17 protein-coding genes and 1 pseudogene are annotated in these 15,082 nt (G+C 56.6%); 6 read left to right on the top strand and 12 right to left on the bottom strand.

The window, feature by feature from the left end; genetic code table 11:
- The 4 genes from AU511_RS11780 to AU511_RS11765 all read right to left on the bottom strand — a co-directional run.
- Positions 1 to 175: glutaredoxin family protein (locus tag AU511_RS11780; RefSeq protein ID WP_094109798.1), on the bottom strand; the 175-nt coding region annotated here is incomplete at its 3' end.
- Positions 176 to 385: 210 nt separating this feature from the next.
- Positions 386 to 1,180 carry an adenosylmethionine decarboxylase gene (gene speD, locus AU511_RS11775; protein ID WP_026741215.1) on the bottom strand — a complete coding sequence of 265 codons (795 nt, stop codon included), beginning with the start codon at positions 1,178 to 1,180 and terminating at the stop codon, positions 386 to 388.
- Positions 1,181 to 1,209: 29 nt separating this feature from the next.
- Positions 1,210 to 2,073, bottom strand: coding sequence for a polyamine aminopropyltransferase (speE, locus tag AU511_RS11770; protein WP_094109797.1), 864 nt, complete (start codon positions 2,071 to 2,073; stop codon positions 1,210 to 1,212).
- A 108-nt stretch (positions 2,074 to 2,181) separates the two neighbouring features.
- On the bottom strand, positions 2,182 to 2,529 hold the full coding sequence (locus AU511_RS11765; RefSeq protein WP_094102117.1) for a YacC family pilotin-like protein: 348 nt from the start codon (positions 2,527 to 2,529) through the stop codon (positions 2,182 to 2,184).
- Positions 2,530 to 2,784: 255 nt separating this feature from the next.
- On the opposite strand from AU511_RS11765, the gene AU511_RS11760 reads away from it, so the two are divergent.
- Both AU511_RS11760 and AU511_RS11755 read left to right on the top strand, forming a co-directional pair.
- Positions 2,785 to 4,383: an ABC transporter permease gene (locus tag AU511_RS11760; RefSeq protein ID WP_167372029.1), complete on the top strand. Its 1,599-nt coding sequence runs from the start codon at positions 2,785 to 2,787 to the stop codon at positions 4,381 to 4,383.
- Between the two features lie 7 nt (positions 4,384 to 4,390).
- On the top strand, positions 4,391 to 5,455 hold the full coding sequence (locus AU511_RS11755; RefSeq protein ID WP_094102119.1) for an ABC transporter ATP-binding protein: 1,065 nt from the start codon (positions 4,391 to 4,393) through the stop codon (positions 5,453 to 5,455).
- Here the strand turns inward: AU511_RS11755 and AU511_RS11750 are convergent.
- Together AU511_RS11750 and AU511_RS11745 are read right to left on the bottom strand one after the other, a co-directional pair.
- A complete protein-coding gene (locus AU511_RS11750; protein WP_094109795.1) occupies positions 5,436 to 5,822 on the bottom strand; it encodes a DUF6515 family protein in 387 nt (128 codons plus the stop codon). The two genes, AU511_RS11755 and AU511_RS11750, sit on opposite strands and share 20 nt — an antisense overlap.
- A gap of 48 nt (positions 5,823 to 5,870) precedes the next feature.
- On the bottom strand, positions 5,871 to 6,218 hold the full coding sequence (locus AU511_RS11745) for a hypothetical protein (protein WP_094101621.1): 348 nt from the start codon (positions 6,216 to 6,218) through the stop codon (positions 5,871 to 5,873).
- Positions 6,219 to 6,550: 332 nt separating this feature from the next.
- Between AU511_RS11745 and hpt the strand changes: the two genes are divergently transcribed.
- Positions 6,551 to 7,081, top strand: a complete 531-nt coding sequence (hpt, locus tag AU511_RS11740; RefSeq protein WP_094109801.1) for a hypoxanthine phosphoribosyltransferase — start codon at positions 6,551 to 6,553, stop codon at positions 7,079 to 7,081.
- A gap of 75 nt (positions 7,082 to 7,156) precedes the next feature.
- Here hpt and can read toward each other — a convergent pair whose 3' ends face one another.
- Positions 7,157 to 7,816: a carbonate dehydratase gene (can, locus tag AU511_RS11735; RefSeq protein WP_094101622.1), complete on the bottom strand. Its 660-nt coding sequence runs from the start codon at positions 7,814 to 7,816 to the stop codon at positions 7,157 to 7,159.
- A gap of 112 nt (positions 7,817 to 7,928) precedes the next feature.
- Between can and AU511_RS11730 the strand changes: the two are divergent.
- The 3 genes and pseudogenes from AU511_RS11730 (at position 7,929) to AU511_RS11720 (ending at position 10,939) form a co-directional block, all read left to right on the top strand.
- Positions 7,929 to 8,866, top strand: a pseudogene (locus AU511_RS11730) (ABC transporter ATP-binding protein).
- A complete protein-coding gene (locus AU511_RS11725; protein ID WP_094101624.1) occupies positions 8,863 to 9,633 on the top strand; it encodes an ABC transporter permease in 771 nt (256 codons plus the stop codon). Before AU511_RS11730 ends, AU511_RS11725 begins: the two are co-directional and overlap by 4 nt.
- A 58-nt stretch (positions 9,634 to 9,691) precedes the next feature.
- Positions 9,692 to 10,939 carry a polysaccharide deacetylase family protein gene (locus AU511_RS11720; RefSeq protein WP_094109794.1) on the top strand — a complete coding sequence of 416 codons (1,248 nt, stop codon included), beginning with the start codon at positions 9,692 to 9,694 and terminating at the stop codon, positions 10,937 to 10,939.
- 49 nt (positions 10,940 to 10,988) lie between these two features.
- Here AU511_RS11720 and panD read toward each other — a convergent pair whose 3' ends face one another.
- The 5 genes from panD to pcnB form a co-directional block, all read right to left on the bottom strand.
- Entirely contained in the window at positions 10,989 to 11,369 is a 381-nt protein-coding gene (gene panD / locus AU511_RS11715; RefSeq protein ID WP_094101626.1) for an aspartate 1-decarboxylase, read from the bottom strand.
- A 20-nt stretch (positions 11,370 to 11,389) separates the two neighbouring features.
- Positions 11,390 to 12,244 (bottom strand): pantoate--beta-alanine ligase, encoded by an 855-nt coding sequence (gene panC, locus AU511_RS11710; protein WP_094109793.1) that lies wholly within the window; start codon positions 12,242 to 12,244, stop codon positions 11,390 to 11,392.
- Positions 12,245 to 12,259: 15 nt separating this feature from the next.
- Positions 12,260 to 13,054: a 3-methyl-2-oxobutanoate hydroxymethyltransferase gene (gene panB, locus AU511_RS11705; RefSeq protein WP_094109792.1), complete on the bottom strand. Its 795-nt coding sequence runs from the start codon at positions 13,052 to 13,054 to the stop codon at positions 12,260 to 12,262.
- Positions 13,055 to 13,148: 94 nt separating this feature from the next.
- A complete protein-coding gene (gene folK, locus AU511_RS11700; protein WP_094109791.1) occupies positions 13,149 to 13,643 on the bottom strand; it encodes a 2-amino-4-hydroxy-6-hydroxymethyldihydropteridine diphosphokinase in 495 nt (164 codons plus the stop codon).
- Entirely contained in the window at positions 13,643 to 15,049 is a 1,407-nt protein-coding gene (pcnB, locus tag AU511_RS11695) for a polynucleotide adenylyltransferase PcnB (RefSeq protein ID WP_205756450.1), read from the bottom strand. The genes folK and pcnB overlap by 1 nt, the downstream gene beginning before the upstream one ends.
- Positions 15,050 to 15,082 lie beyond the last annotated feature (33 nt).

Here is a 15,082-nt window from a genome sequence, read left to right as displayed (position 1 = left end):
CCTGCCCGGTCACGACTACCGGCGCCTGCTGGTAACCCAGCGATCGCACAAAGGCCAGCGCCTGAGCGTCCTGAGTCAAATCGATTTTATTATAGCCAATCTGGTGCTTGTCGAGCGCTCGGCAGGTGGCATCGCACTGCGGGCAGTTGGATTTGCTGTAAACAGTAATGCTCATGATTCGTATTCACCTCTGGGCTCAAAAAAAGGGGGGCGGTATGCCCGATCGAGAAGCGATGGCGGTCAGCTGCCGTGGCACACGTGGTGTCGTCTTCTGAGAGGTAATACTAGATATAGTGGTGAAAAATATCAACCACGCAATATATGGGATTTATAGGGAGGTTAAGCACAAGAAAAGCCTAAGGGCAGGCGCCCTTAGGCTTGGCGGTCACATGGCGGGGATGTTTCTGCCGTAATAAATTTCCTGCATTTCGCGATACAGCAGATCGGTAATCCGCTGATGCTCTTCCGGCGTCAGTGCATCCGGGCTGGCGTTGAACAGGTAGTGCTTCAGATCGAAATCTTTCAGCAACATTTTTGTGTGGAAAATATTTTCCTGGTAAACGTTCACATCCATCAGGTGATACAGCGACTTCATATCATCCGACATAAAGTTTTGTATGGAATTGATTTTATGGTCGATGAAGTGTTTAACGCCGTTCACATCGCGGGTGAATCCGCGCACGCGATAGTCGATAGTCACAATATCCGATTCCAGCTGGTGGATCAGATAGTTAAGCGCCTTGAGCGGGGAAATGACGCCGCAGGTAGACACTTCGATATCGGCACGGAACGTACACAGGCCGCCTTCCGGATGGCTTTCCGGATAGGTATGCACGCAGATATGGCTTTTATCCAAATGGGCGACGACCGAATTCGGCAGCGGGCCGGGATGTTCGGAGGTATCCACGTCACGCGGATCGACAGGCTCCTCGCTGACCAGAATGGTCACGCTCGCGCCCTGCGGCTCATAATCCTGACGGGCTATATTCAGGACGTTGGCGCCAATAATAGAACAGGTTTCGGTCAGGATTTCTGTCAAACGGTTCGCGTTATATTGCTCGTCGATGTAGGCAATATATCCATCGCGATCGGCTGGCGTTTTGGCATAACAGATATCGTAGATACAAAAACTCAGGCTCTTGGTCAGATTGTTAAAGCCGTGTAGTTTCAGCTTTTGCAATTTAATTCACCCCCTTATGGATACGATTATCAGCGCGCGGCCGACAACGCATTCAGTAGATACTGCGGCAGGGCAAAGCTGCCGACGTGGATTGCCGGATTGTAGTAGCAGCAGTCGATTCCCGTTGCGGCGAAACGTTCTTGCAGACTTTCCGGGCTCAATTGGCGTAAGGCCGGGTTGTTGCTCGCCCAGGCGAAGGTCATGATCCCGCCGTAATAGGTTGGAATTGCGGCCTGATAGAAGCTGACGTCGCTAAAGTAGTGGTTCAGCTTGTTGTGGCTGGTGACCGCTTCATCCTGCTGGAGGAAACAAACGCCGTTTTGCGCCACGAAAATACCGCCGTCGTTCAGGCAGCGTGCGCAGCCCTCATAGAAGTCGGAGGTAAACAGGCTTTCTCCGGGACCAATCGGGTCGGTACAGTCGGAGATAATGACGTCGAATTTTTCCTGGCAGGCTTTAACGAAATTCACGCCGTCGTCGATGACCAGACGGAAACGCGGATCGTCATAGGCGCCTGCACTGTGGTTCGGCAGGTACTGACCGCAGAACTCCACCACACCGGCGTCGATTTCGACCATCGTGATCTGTTCTACGCCGCGATGACGACAGACTTCGCGCAGCATGCCACCGTCGCCGCCGCCAATAATCAGCACGCGTTTGGCATTGCCATGCGCCAGCAGGGGCACGTGAGTCATCATTTCATGATAGATAAACTCGTCACGTTCGGTGGTCTGCACCACGCCATCCAGCGCCATCACTCGGCCCAGTGCGGCGTTTTCGAAAATAATCAGGTCCTGATGGTCGGTCTTTTCGTGATAGAGCACGTTGTCTACAGCAAAGTACTGACCGAAGTTGGCATGGAGTGTTTCATACCAAATTTCTTTCTGGGACATGTTAGTGCTTCCTCCGCGATAACAGCCATGAAAATTGGCGCGCTATGATAGCTAACTCTTATTAGGCTTGCACGGTCAAATTTCATGCAGTGCGGAGGATTTAGACAATTACTGGGTATTCGCCAGCAGACTGAGCGAATTTCGGGCCAGTGACTGGCATTTTTTTGGGGTGGGGATGGCGATGCCGCTCAAATCACGATAGCTGGATTCGCCCAGCGTGAGCATGTCGTAGGTGTTGTAGTTGCTCAAATCCCAGCGGTTCTGCTGAGCAAATCCCACCAGCGCGCGGCGAATTTGTTCATTGGGCAGATCCTGGTAGCCGCAGTTATTTTTCAGATACACGAAGATGGCCGTCAGATCGGCAAGATCTTCGGCTTCGAATTCGTTCAGTGCTTTACTGGCGGAAGAGACACTTAACAGACTCAGCAAGAGTAGCGCCAGTGCGGATTTTTTCATGGTTAGACCTGTTTCATACTGCCGTTGGTGAGACGTTACCACAGTTATTATCGCGGATTCCAAGTTTTATTAAGCGGTTAAGCGGTCCTGCGCCTGCCGCGATCAACACGGGTGCGCAGGCCTCGACCGACCGTCAGGGCTAAGTATTGACCAATAGCCGGATTAGTGCCTTTTTCTCGCAGATTGATTTCATGACGGCTGAGTTAAGCTCTGTTATTAATCGTGTTATCTGAAACTTTTTCTATGCTTTTACCTATGAATCTCAGTATCTGGCGCGTCAGTAGTGGGTGGTTGGCGGGGGTGCTGCTGTTTCCTGTAGCGGCGGTAGCGGTGCTGGCCGTGGTAGAACCCGGCATGAGTATGGCTTCCCTGTGGACGATGTTGTCGCGCTATGGGGAAAACACCTTGACGATCATGGCAGAGAGCGCGGCAATCAGTTTATTGCTGGCGCTTCCGTTCGCCCTGATTATGGCCCGCTACCGTTTCCGGGGACAGCGTTGGCTACATCTGGCGCTCCTGCTGCCTTTAGCCATGCCCGCCTATTTGCTGGCGGCCGTGTACGGCGAACTGCTGGAATTCGGCGGTCCGGTCCGGCAAACCTTCTATGCGCTCTCGTTCGCCCACCTGTCCGGGTGGGGATTCGACTGGAGCCCGCCTCTGCGGCAGATCATCTGTAGCGTGTGTCTTGCGCTGACCCTGTTCCCTTATCTCTATTTGCTATTGCGCGCCACGCTGATGAGCCTGCCGGAGAGCGTGATGCAGTCCGGGCGGCTGCACTGTCCTTCTGCGCTGCGGCTGTTTTTTCGCGTGCGTTTTCCCTTGGTTCGCCCGACGCTATGGCTGGGGCTTGCGGTGGTGGCGCTGGAATCAGTGTCGGACTACGGCGCGGCGAGCTATTTTTCTGTGCCGACGCTGACGACCGCCAGCTTGGATTTCTGGCGCGACAAGGCCCAGTTCGGGACGGCGGCGCGCATCGCGCTGATCCTGTTGCCGCTCGTCGTGCTGCTCGGGGCGATCGCGCGTCACGGTCGTCTCTGGCAAGTGCGTTACCAACGTCCCTTATCGCCTTACCCGATCGAACGACCCGAGGCGCCGGTCTGGCTCCGCCGCGTCACGCTGTCGGCTGGATGCGGGCTGGTGCTGCTGGCGTTTGGCCTGCCGCTTCTTTGGCTGGCCCGTCACTGGCTGACGACGGCGGTCACACTTTGGACCCTTCCGCTGTTGCTGGCGACCATCAACAGCGTTCTGGCGGCGGCGTGCGCGACGCTGATTTCGCTGGGATTGGCGATGATGTATCTGTTCGACAAGCGGACCGCCGACAACCCCGCGTTTCGGCATCCACTGCGCTGGTTGGGGTTCAATCGTGTGTTGCCGGGCAGTCTGGCGGGGATGGGCGTGCTGGTGGCGCTCATGCTGATTGATTCTCGCGGAATGCCGCTGGCAATGGGCGTTTTGTCCGGATCGGTACTGATGTTGATCCTGGTCTATAGTCTGCGAGGCGCCAGCCTCATTATCGCCCCGTTACACCAGCAGTTACGTCAGCTGCCGGCCGGTATGAACGCGATGAGTCGAACGCTGGGTTATTCCACGGCGCAAAACGTGTGGCTCAACGTGTTTCCGTCTGTTCGCGGTACGCTGCTCGTCGGTGCGCTGCTGGTCTGGAGCGAGAGCCTGCGAGAGCTGAATGCTTCGCTGCTGTTGCAGCGCGTTGACGTCGACACGCTGTCGACCTATGTGTTCGGCTTTGTTGAATCCGACCAGTTGGCGTGGGCCGCCGCCCCGGCGTTTCTGCTGGTCTTGCTCGGCGTGCCGCCGTTATTCGGACTTCATCGTCTGCTACAGAGGGAAGGATAAATTCCGCATGACCCAACCAGATATCTTGTCGGTGCGCGAACTGCACTGCGGCTACCCGTCCCGTCCGGTCCTGGACGGCGTCACCTTTTCCATTCATGAAAGCGAACGGGTTTGTCTGTTGGCGGAAAGCGGGGAGGGCAAGAGCACGTTGCTCAAGGCGATTACCGGGCTGATCGCCCCGACGCAGGGCCAGATTGTGCTGGCGGGAACGCCTGTCAACGGCGAGCCTCCGTCCTCCCAGTCCGTCGCGATGGTGTTTCAGGATGACGCGCTGTTTCCGCATCTGACCGTGAGGGAAAACGTTCGCTTCGGGATGCAGCTTATCTCCGGCGAAGAGTCCCGCCGCGTACTGGAGGAGTCTTTGACGCTGATGGGCGTGACGGATATCGCGCAGCGTTACCCGCACGAGTTGTCGAAAGAGCAATGCCTGCGCGGCGCGCTGGCCCGCTCGCTGGCCTGTCGTCCTTCGCTTCTGCTGCTGGATTCGCCGTTTAGCGGGATAGACAGCCAGCATCGTTACCCGTTGCTGACGCAGCTGCGCCGATTGCTGAAGCAGCGCCATATTGCGGCCTTGCTCGTGACCACCGAAAGAGAGGACGCCTTTGCCTTTGCCGACCACCTGATGCTGATGCGCAAGGGCCATCTGGTTCAGCAGGGCGCTTCCGCCGACTTGTACTACCGACCGGTGAATCGTTACACCGCGGATTTCATGGGCTACGGCAATTACCTGCCGGTAAAGATTACGGGTGATAAGGATTGGAAGAGCTTTCTGGGCGAGCATCATGCGGCGCGGTCGTTGGGACTGGAGTCCGGGATGATGCGGGACTGGTTGGTGCGTCCGCAGGAAATCGCGCTGGCGCTGGACCCGGAGGGGGCGGCGGTGATTGAGGATCGCTTGTTTCTGGGCACCAATAATTTATATCGGGTAAGAATTGGGGATGATGTGTTGCTGGTACAAACCAACAACTGGTTTGAGCCTGACCAGCCGGTCAGGCTCAGTATTCGCACCGAACAACCGGTCTTTTTCCCCCATCAAGAAGAAAAGACCGTGATTACAGGCCCGGCGGCCTAGGCACTTCGATGTAATCGCCCTCAACGGTGTGGCGGTAATAGCGTCCGTCTTTGACATAAAAACGTTCGCCGTTGACGTCCAGTACCGTCATCGTGTTTGTGGTCTCAACATTATCCGGGGTGTCGACCACGACATACCCCTCCTGATCCGGACGATAAAAAATGCCGTTCAGAACGTAGTAGGTCAGTCCGGCGATCAGCACGGTTTCGACTCCCGGCGGCAGATGGTCGTAGTGAAAGCCGGGACCCGGACCCGGCCCATGATCGTGACCATGCTCATGCCCATGCCACATATCCGGGCCGCCAGGCGCGGCAAAGGCCGCAGGCATGAGGCTCAGTACGGCGAAAGCTGTCACTAATCTTTTCATACGAAATTCCTGTGTTGCCATGGGACGATCAAATAAACCTTAGCAGGTTTATTTATCCGCAGCGCCTTTTTGCGGTGCGGGCGGCGCTGGCGGGACTTCACGCACGCTCACGCTGACTTCATAGGTCTTACCGTTGCCGGCAGGGACGTTGGAAACCAGTTTGTTCACACCAGCGACCGGATCGTTAGTCTGCAGAGAAGCCTGATACAACGCCGGTGGCATCGGAGGGAACGGCGGATGGTGCGGCATACGGTCATGGTCTTTCTCGCCGTGACCATGTCCTTCCATCTGCGGCGCGCCCTGTTCCGGATGCGCAAAGGCGCTGGGCAGGGTCGCAAAAAGAGAGCAAGCGGCGATGGCGGCAGCGATGCCATAACGTTGGGTCAATGTTTTCATAAATGCACCTCTTCAGTAGGGATGGCCCTATATAAGGACATTCCCCGTCTGCGGGGCAACCGGCTTTACCCAGCTTTATTCAGGCATAACGCAATCCTGATTATTTTGTTCAAACGTTGCGGTTAACGCGTTTTTTTAGCGATATTCCTACGATTGGACAGTACTTCGGCCGCCCACTTTGGGAACTGAACGTGAAAGCGCCTATTAGTGAAAGGGGGCTTTTGCTATACTCCGCGGCCATATCTTCTGGTGCGCACAGGTCGCGTATTCAGCATCGGGGTATGGCCTGCGAGGCGATACAGAACACATCCACTCAATGAGTTTTCAATATGATGAAACACACCGTCGACGTCATGATCTCCGAACAGGACATCAAAGCGCGTGTAACCGAACTCGGTCGCCAAATTAGCGCGCATTACCAGAACAGCCAGAGCGACATGGTGCTAGTGGGATTATTGCGAGGCTCGTTCATCTTCATGGCGGACCTGTGCCGGACGTTGGAAGTGTCTCACGAAGTCGATTTCATGACGGCGTCGAGCTACGGCAACAGCATGAACTCCACGCGTGACGTGAAAATTCTGAAGGATTTGGACGAAGACATTCGCGGCAAAGACGTACTGATCGTGGAAGACATCATCGACTCCGGCAACACGCTCAGCCGAGTGCGGGAAATTCTGCAGCTGCGCGGACCGAAGTCCCTCGCCATCTGCACGTTGTTGGATAAACCGTCACGCCGTGAAGTCGACGTGCCCGTCGAGTGGGTGGGGTTCTCCATTGAGGACGAATTCGTGGTGGGTTACGGCATCGACTACGCGCAGCATTATCGTCACCTGCCGTACATCGGCAAGGTGATTTCGGAGTAAGCTGCTCGCGCTTGCCGTGGGAGAAAATGAAAAGCCGCGCCAACGGCGACCGTTGAGCGCGGCTTTTCATTTCGGCTAGTCTGCCCGGGTAGACGACAGTAGTGAAGACATCGTCCGGCGATAGCGCTGTTCCAGCGATTCGCGGCTGGTGGCGGTGACGTCCAAATCGCTCAGCCGACCGTCCTGAATGCCGTAGACCCAGCCGTGGATCATCACCTTCTGGCCCCGTTTCCAGGCGGACTGCATGATGGTGGAGTGGCCGAGGTTATACACCTGCTCTACCACGTTGAGTTCACACAGTTTGTTGAAGCGCTCTTCGGGAGGCAATTCTCCCAGCAGAGAGCTATGCTTGTACCACAGATCGCGGATGTGCAGCAGCCAGTTATTAATCAGCCCCAGTTCGGGGTTTTCCACCGCCGCCTGCACGCCGCCGCAGCCATAGTGACCGCAGATGATGATGTGTTCGACCTCTAACACTTCGACCGCATACTGCACGACCGATAGGCAGTTCAAATCGGTATGGATCACCAGGTTGGCGACGTTGCGGTGAACAAAGAGCTCTCCCGGCTCCAGGCTGGTCAGGCTCTCCGCGGGAACCCGACTGTCCGAACATCCAATCCATAGAAAACGCGGGCGCTGCGCCTGAGCTAATCGTTCAAAATAACCCGGATCTTCCTTCACCATCTTTTCGGACCAATTCTGGTTATTAGCGATGAGCGTTTCGATTGTTTTCATGAAAGTAAATGACCTGTAACAACAAATGGCAGTGGAGTTAATATAGAGCAATCACTGGGGTTTTAACATTGAAAACTGACGTACACACTGACAATAAGGCATCCATTTTCTTATGACGTATGCACTGGAACTAGCGAAATTAAGCAAGACTTACCCAGGAGGAGTCAAAGCGCTGCGAGGGATTGATTTACAGGTGGAGGCCGGCGACTTTTATGCGCTGCTGGGACCGAACGGCGCGGGGAAATCTACTACCATCGGCATTATCAGCTCATTGGTGAACAAGACCTCAGGCAAAGTTAACGTCTTTGGTTACGACATCGACCAGGACATCGTCAACGCCAAACGCCAGTTGGGTCTGGTGCCGCAGGAATTCAACTTCAACCCGTTTGAAACGGTCTATCAGATTGTGACGCATCAGGCGGGTTACTACGGCGTCGATCGCAAAACGGCGCAGCAACGCGCCGAAAAATACCTCAATCAGCTCGATCTGTGGGGAAAACGCAATGAACGGGCGCGCATGCTGTCGGGCGGGATGAAGCGGCGTTTGATGATCGCCCGCGCCTGATGCACCAACCTAAACTGCTGATCCTCGATGAACCGACGGCTGGGGTGGATATCGAGCTGCGCCGGTCCATGTGGGGGTTTCTGAAAGAGCTCAACGCTCAGGGCACCACCATCATTCTCACAACGCATTATCTCGAAGAAGCGGAAATGCTGTGCCGCAACATCGGCATCATCCAGAACGGTCTGCTGGTGGAAAATACCTCGATGAAGCAGCTGCTCTCCAAAGTGCAGTCGGAAACATTCATTCTTGATCTGGCGTCTAAAAGCGCCTTGCCGCGCTTGGAAGGCTACCCGCATCGACTGGTGGACACGACGACGCTGGAGGTCGACGTGAAGCGGGATCAGGGACTGAACGGTGTGTTCAGTCAGCTGAGCGCGCAGGGCGTCCAAATTTTGAGTATGCGCAACAAGGCTAACCGGCTGGAAGAGCTGTTCGTTAGTTTGGTTAACCATCATGGAGAACATGCCAACGAGGAGAAAGCATGAGCAGGTTGTATTGGGTCGCGTTGCAGAGTATCTGGACGAAAGAAATCAACCGTTTCGCCCGCATCTGGGTGCAAACGCTGGTGCCGCCGGTTATCACCATGACGCTCTACTTCATTATTTTCGGCAACCTGATCGGCTCGCGCATCGGCGAAATGCACGGCTTTACTTATATGCAGTTCATCGTACCCGGCCTCATTATGATGTCGGTGATTACGAACGCCTATGCCAACGTCGCGTCGTCATTCTTCAGCGCAAAATTCCAGCGCAACATTGAAGAGCTGCTGGTTGCGCCGGTGCCGACGCATATTATCATTGCCGGTTATATCGGCGGCGGGATGGCGCGGGGGATCTGCGTGGGGATTTTGGTGACCGCCGTATCGCTGTTCTTTGTGCCGCTACAGGTGCATGCCTGGTGGATGATTGTGGTGACGCTGTTACTGACGGCGATGCTGTTTTCGCTGGCCGGTCTGTTGAACGCGGTGTTTGCCAAAACCTTTGACGACATCAGCCTGATCCCGACCTTCGTGCTGACGCCGTTGACCTACCTCGGCGGGGTCTTTTACTCTCTCACGTTGCTGCCGCCGTTCTGGCAGTCGGTTTCTCAGTTGAATCCGATCGTGTACATGATCAGTGGTTTTCGCTACGGCTTCCTGGGGATCAACGATGTCTCACTGACGTTGACGCTGGGTGTGCTGGTGAGTTTCATCGTCGTCTTTTACGTGCTGGTGTGGTGGCTGATCCAGCGGGGGCGCGGCCTGCGCGGCTAATGTGTTCGCCTCCTTCGGGAGGCGTTTTTAATATCGGCATCAAATAAGTCAATTCTCTATGCACGTTCAATCCAAGGCGGCCGTTGCGGGGCTCGGCGTCGGCATCGCGCTCCTGGCGTTGCTGACCGGTGCCCATGCCTTGTCGCATCACGCCGATCCCTCTTCCGAATACCGAACGCTCATCCACGACAGCGACGTCTACGCCTTGATTGACGACAGCGTGAAAATCGTCGCCTCCATCAAACGCGGCGAGGTGGTCCGGGTGCGTCCCGGCTCCGAAGAGCGTGATGCGCTGAACTTCGGGTTCGGCACTGGTTTCATCGATAAGCATGCGCTCGGCGCGCCGCTCGACGGCCCTCCGGCGCAAGTTCACCCGATGACGCCTTGCCCTCGTCGAAATCTCATCACGCCGCGACCGGTGACGCTCTACTCGGCGCCGGATGACGATAGCCCGGCGATGGGCGTGATGGCGGGCAACCTGCGCTATCCTGTCGCCGGTCTCAGCCACGATCGGTTCAATCACCTTTGGTATGAAATTGCCCTGGGCGACAGGCCGGCGTTCATCAGGGCGCAAGACAGTGAACAGGATCACGGTATTCCGGTGCTGACCTATCACTATCTGCTGACCGACGTCGAAAACACGCATTTTCTGCACACGTCGACGACGACGTCGGATGACGCGTTCAACCGCCAGATGGCCTATTTGAAAGAGGCCGGTTACACGACGCTTTCGCTGTATCAGCTGGAAGATTACCTGCACAATCGCATCAATTTACCGGGCAGGGCGGTCGTGCTGACGTTTGATGACGGTCTGAAGTCCGTCTGTCGCTACGCTTATCCGACACTGAAACAGTTTGGCTTCCATGCCACTGCGTTCATCATCACTTCACGCATCAAATCGCAGCCGCAGCCGTGGGATCCGAACTCGCTGCAATTTATGAGCAGCAGTGAACTCCGGCAGATTGCCGATGTGTTCGACTTCCAGTCACATACCCATTTTCTGCATCGACTGGGTCCTGCGCGTCGCCCGGTTTTATTGAGTCGAACGCGGCGCAATATCAAGCTTGATCTCGAGCATACGCGGCGCGCACTGTCACCGTTTAACGCACAAGTGTGGTATCTGTCCTATCCGTTTGGCGGCTACTCCCCGACGGCGGTTCAGGCGGCGAAGGCCGCGGGTTTTCATATGGCGTTGACGACGCAACAGGGAAAGGTGCTGCCGGGGGATAACCCGTTTACGCTGAAAAGACTGTTTCTGCTGCGAACAGACTCCATTGAGACCATGGCGGCGCGGCTGGCTAACTAGCGAACGCTTCGGCGGAGAAGCGGCGCCGCAGACGCGACGCCGCAGGGGATTAGGCTAACTGCACCGGAATGGCTTTAGCTGTGCGCTGGAGCTCATTGTCGTCGTTGAAATAGGCGACGTTGGGGTGATGATCGCGGGCCTGTTCGTCTGACATTTGCACGTAGGAGCAGATGATCATACGGTCACCGACGCAGGCGCAGCGTGCAGCCGCGCCGTTTACGGAAATGATGCGCGATCCGCGTTCGGCGGCGATTGCGTAAGTGGAAAATCGCTGGCCGTTGTCCACGTTATACAGATCGATGGCCTCGTATTCCAAAATGCCTGCGGCATCCATGAAGTCAAGGTCGATGGCGCAAGAGCCTTCGTAGTGTAAGTCCGCTTGGGTCACTTTGACCCGGTGTAGTTTGCCTTGCAGCATAGTTCTTATCATTAGCGAATACCGGGTGTCGATTATGCGGTGAGATCCACCTGCAGGTTGTCGATAAGCCGCGCTTTTCCGAGCCACGCAGCCATGAGAATGACGCCGCGCGCGCTGTCCGTCGTCAGCGGTTCCAACGAGTCTGCATCACGGATAAACAGTTCATCCGGCGTAAAGCCCGCATTGCGCAGGGCCTCTTCCGCTCGCCCCAGAATGTGGTCAATCTGCCGATTACCGGTGGCAAGTTCTTCCGCGATGGTGTGCATAATACGCGGCAGCTGAGGCGCCAGCTTGCGCTCTTCAGGGGTGAGGTAGCCGTTACGCGAGCTGAGTGCCAGGCCGTCTTCCGCCCGGACAATCGGGACGCCCACGATGCTGATGTCGTATCCCATATCCGCCACCATCCGACGAATCAGCGCCAGCTGTTGATAATCCTTTTCGCCGAAGCAGGCGACATCCGGCTGTACCAGATTAAACAGTTTACTGACCACCGTGGCTACACCGCGAAAATGGCCGGGACGGCTGGCGCCCTCCAGCATCTGTGACAGCCCGGGGACTTCGACAAAAGTCTGCTGATCAAGCCCGGCGGGGTAGATGTCCTGCGCGGCCGGAGCGAAGACCAGATCGGCTCCGCGTTGGGTCAGGCGTTCGCAGTCTTCTTGCAGCGTACGCGGGTAGCGATCCAGATCGTCCGCGCGTTCAAACTGCATCGGATTGACGAAAATACTGACGATGACGATATCGGCGCTCGCTTTGGCGGCGTCAATTAGCGCCATGTGGCCGTCATGCAGATTCCCCATGGTGGGAACCAGCGCCACTCTTTTCCCTTCTTGCTGCCAGCGCCGGACTTCGCGCCTTAGCAAAAGGGGCGTTTCGATAATTAACACTCCGCTTCTCCTGCGTTAGTGAAAGGCGTGCTGGTCGTCAGGGTACAGTCCCTGCTCTACTTCCTGCACGTAAAGGCGAATGGCCGAGGGGATGTCTTCCGCCAGGGCCAAAAAGTTTTTGGCGAAGCTTGGCGTTTGCTCGCCGCTGATACCCAATGCGTCGTGCATCACCAGAATTTGTCCGTCGGTCACGTTGCCTGCGCCAATGCCGATAACCGGGATCGTCAGCGCGTTGGTGATGCGCTGGGCCAGCTCGACCGGTACGCACTCCAGCACCATCATTTGCGCGCCGGCTCGCTCCAGCGCGATCGCGTCTTCCAACAGCTGCTCCGCGGCGGTATCACTACGACCCTGCACCTTATAGCCGCCGAAGATATTGACCGACTGCGGCGTCAGGCCCAAATGGCCGCACACCGGCACGGCGCGTTCTGTCAGCTTCTGTACGGTTGGCACCAGCCAGCTGCCTCCCTCTATTTTCACCATGTTGGCGCCTGCCCGCATTAATTCGGCCGCCTGCTGACAGGCCTGCTCCGGCGTAGCGCAGCCCATAAACGGAATGTCGGAGAGCAGTAGACACAGCGGCGCGCCGCGTCGGACACAACGGGTATGATAGACCATATCTTCGAGCGTCACGGGGATCGTGGAATCGTTTCCCTGCACGGTCATCCCTAAGGAGTCTCCCACCAGCATGACTTTGACGCCGTGTTCATAGAACTGACGGGCAAAGCTGGCGTCGTAGGCGGTGATGGTGGCGAACTTTTTGCGGGCCTGTTTCCACTGGCGCAGATGAGTGAGGGTTGTTGGTTTCATAGCTGCCTTCCTGAATAAAGATAAGGACGTGAAAAGGGGCGGCGATATTCTACTGAAAACGGCGAGGCGTCGGACATTTTATTTGCGGCAACGTTTACTGCGCCGCGTGATCCCACAGGGCAAGTCCGTTGGACGGCACGCAGGCCAGGCGATCGACCAGCGCTTCTCCGTCGGGGAAAGTCAGTTCGGGGGCGATGTCGGCCAGTGGATAGAGCATGAATTCGCGGTTTTTCATATCGTAGTGGGGAACGATAAGGCGGTCGGTATTGATCACCTCATCGCCGAACAGCAGGATGTCCAAATCCAGTGTGCGAGGCCCCCAGCGGTGCGCCTTACGGACGCGTCCCTGTTCCAGCTCGATGCGCTGCGTCTGATCCAGCAGCGCTTCCGGTTCAAGCTCGGTGTGAAGCTCCGCCACGGCGTTGAGGTAATCCGGTTGGTCTTGCGGGCCCAGCGGACGGCTGCGATAGAAGGGCGAGCAGCGCACCAGCTGGGTGAGAGGGATCGCGTCCAACGCTGTCAGCGCAGCATGTACCTGTTGTAACGGCTGCGACAAATTGCTGCCGAGTGCCAGATACACGCACGTCATTATTGCTGACCTCGGCGCGGCGCGGCCGGGCGCTTGCGCGGACGGCGAGAGCGGCGGTGCGGCGTAGGGCCGTCATCCAGCGAGTTGAGTAAGACTTGCTGCCTCGGCGGCGCAGCTACCTGGAATTCGCCCCACCACTGCGCCAGACGCTGCAGTTCCGGCTGATGTTCGATTTCAGCGCGCAGGCACAAGAGGTCGTAGGCCGCTCGGAATTTGGGGTGCTCCATCAGCTTGAAGGCGCGTTTTCCCTGACGGCGAGACAAGCGCAGTTGCAGCTGCCAGATATCGCGGATCAGCGAGGTAATGCGTTTGGGGATGGAGAGTGAACGGCATTGCTCGTCGAGTACATCGTTCATCGCCAGCGCGAAGGCCTCGAAATAGGCCAGACCGCTTTCCTGCGCCAGCTTCTGGGCGTGCTCGATCAGCGGATACCACAGCATGGCGGCAAACAGGAATGCCGGGTTCACGCGCATGTTGTTCTGAATACGCTGGTCGGTGTTTTTCAGCACCTGCACGATCATCCGCTCCATCGTGGTTTCGCCGGTTTCGGTAAAGTTACGGCTGATCAGCGGGAACAGGGGCTGGAACAGTTGATATTCGCACAGCAGTTCATACGTCGGATGGCCGTAGCCCGCCTGTAGCAGCTTCAGCGACTCTTCAAACAGACGCGCCGGCGGAATATCGTGCAGCAACGAGGCCAGACGCGGGATCGGCTCGGCGGTTTCCGGGCTGATGGTCATATCCAGCTTGGCGGCGAAACGCACGGCGCGCAGCATTCTCACCGGATCTTCGCGGTAGCGTTTTTCCGGCTCGCCAATCAGGCGGATGATGCGCTGATTCAGGTCGCTAACCCCATTGGTGTAGTCGCGCACGGTGAAGTCCGCGCTGCTGTAATAGAGGCTGTTGATGGAGAAGTCGCGGCGTTGGGCGTCTTCTTCGATCGTGCCGAAAATGTTGTCGCGCAACAGCATGCCGTTGAGTCCCTGCTGGGACGTGTTTTTCAGCAGCTGTTCCTGATGCTGTTCGTGGTGACCGCGGAATGTCGCGACCTCGATCACTTCAGGACCGAACATGACGTGGGCCAGGCGGAAGCGGCGTCCGACCAGACGGCAGTTGCGGAAAAGTTTGCGAACCTGTTCCGGCGTTGCGTTGGTCGTGATATCGAAATCTTTGGGCTTTTTGCCTAACAGCAGATCACGTACGCCGCCGCCGACCAGGTAAGCCTCATAGCCTGACTTGTTCAGGCGGTAAAGTACTTTCAGGGCATTATCGCTAATGTCACTGCGTGAAATAGTATGTTGGTCACGCGGAATGACCGTCATGGACTCGCGCGGTGCTGAGGAAGCGCCGGACTCGTTCTCACGGTTCAGTACCTTACGACAAAAATTAGCTACTCGGGTAAAGATAATACACCTCGATAATGATGAAAAATGAACGGC

This window comes from Lonsdalea iberica (genome assembly GCF_002111585.1).
GTDB lineage: Bacteria > Pseudomonadota > Gammaproteobacteria > Enterobacterales > Enterobacteriaceae > Lonsdalea > Lonsdalea iberica.
This window is presented reverse-complemented; position numbering and strand designations above follow the sequence as displayed.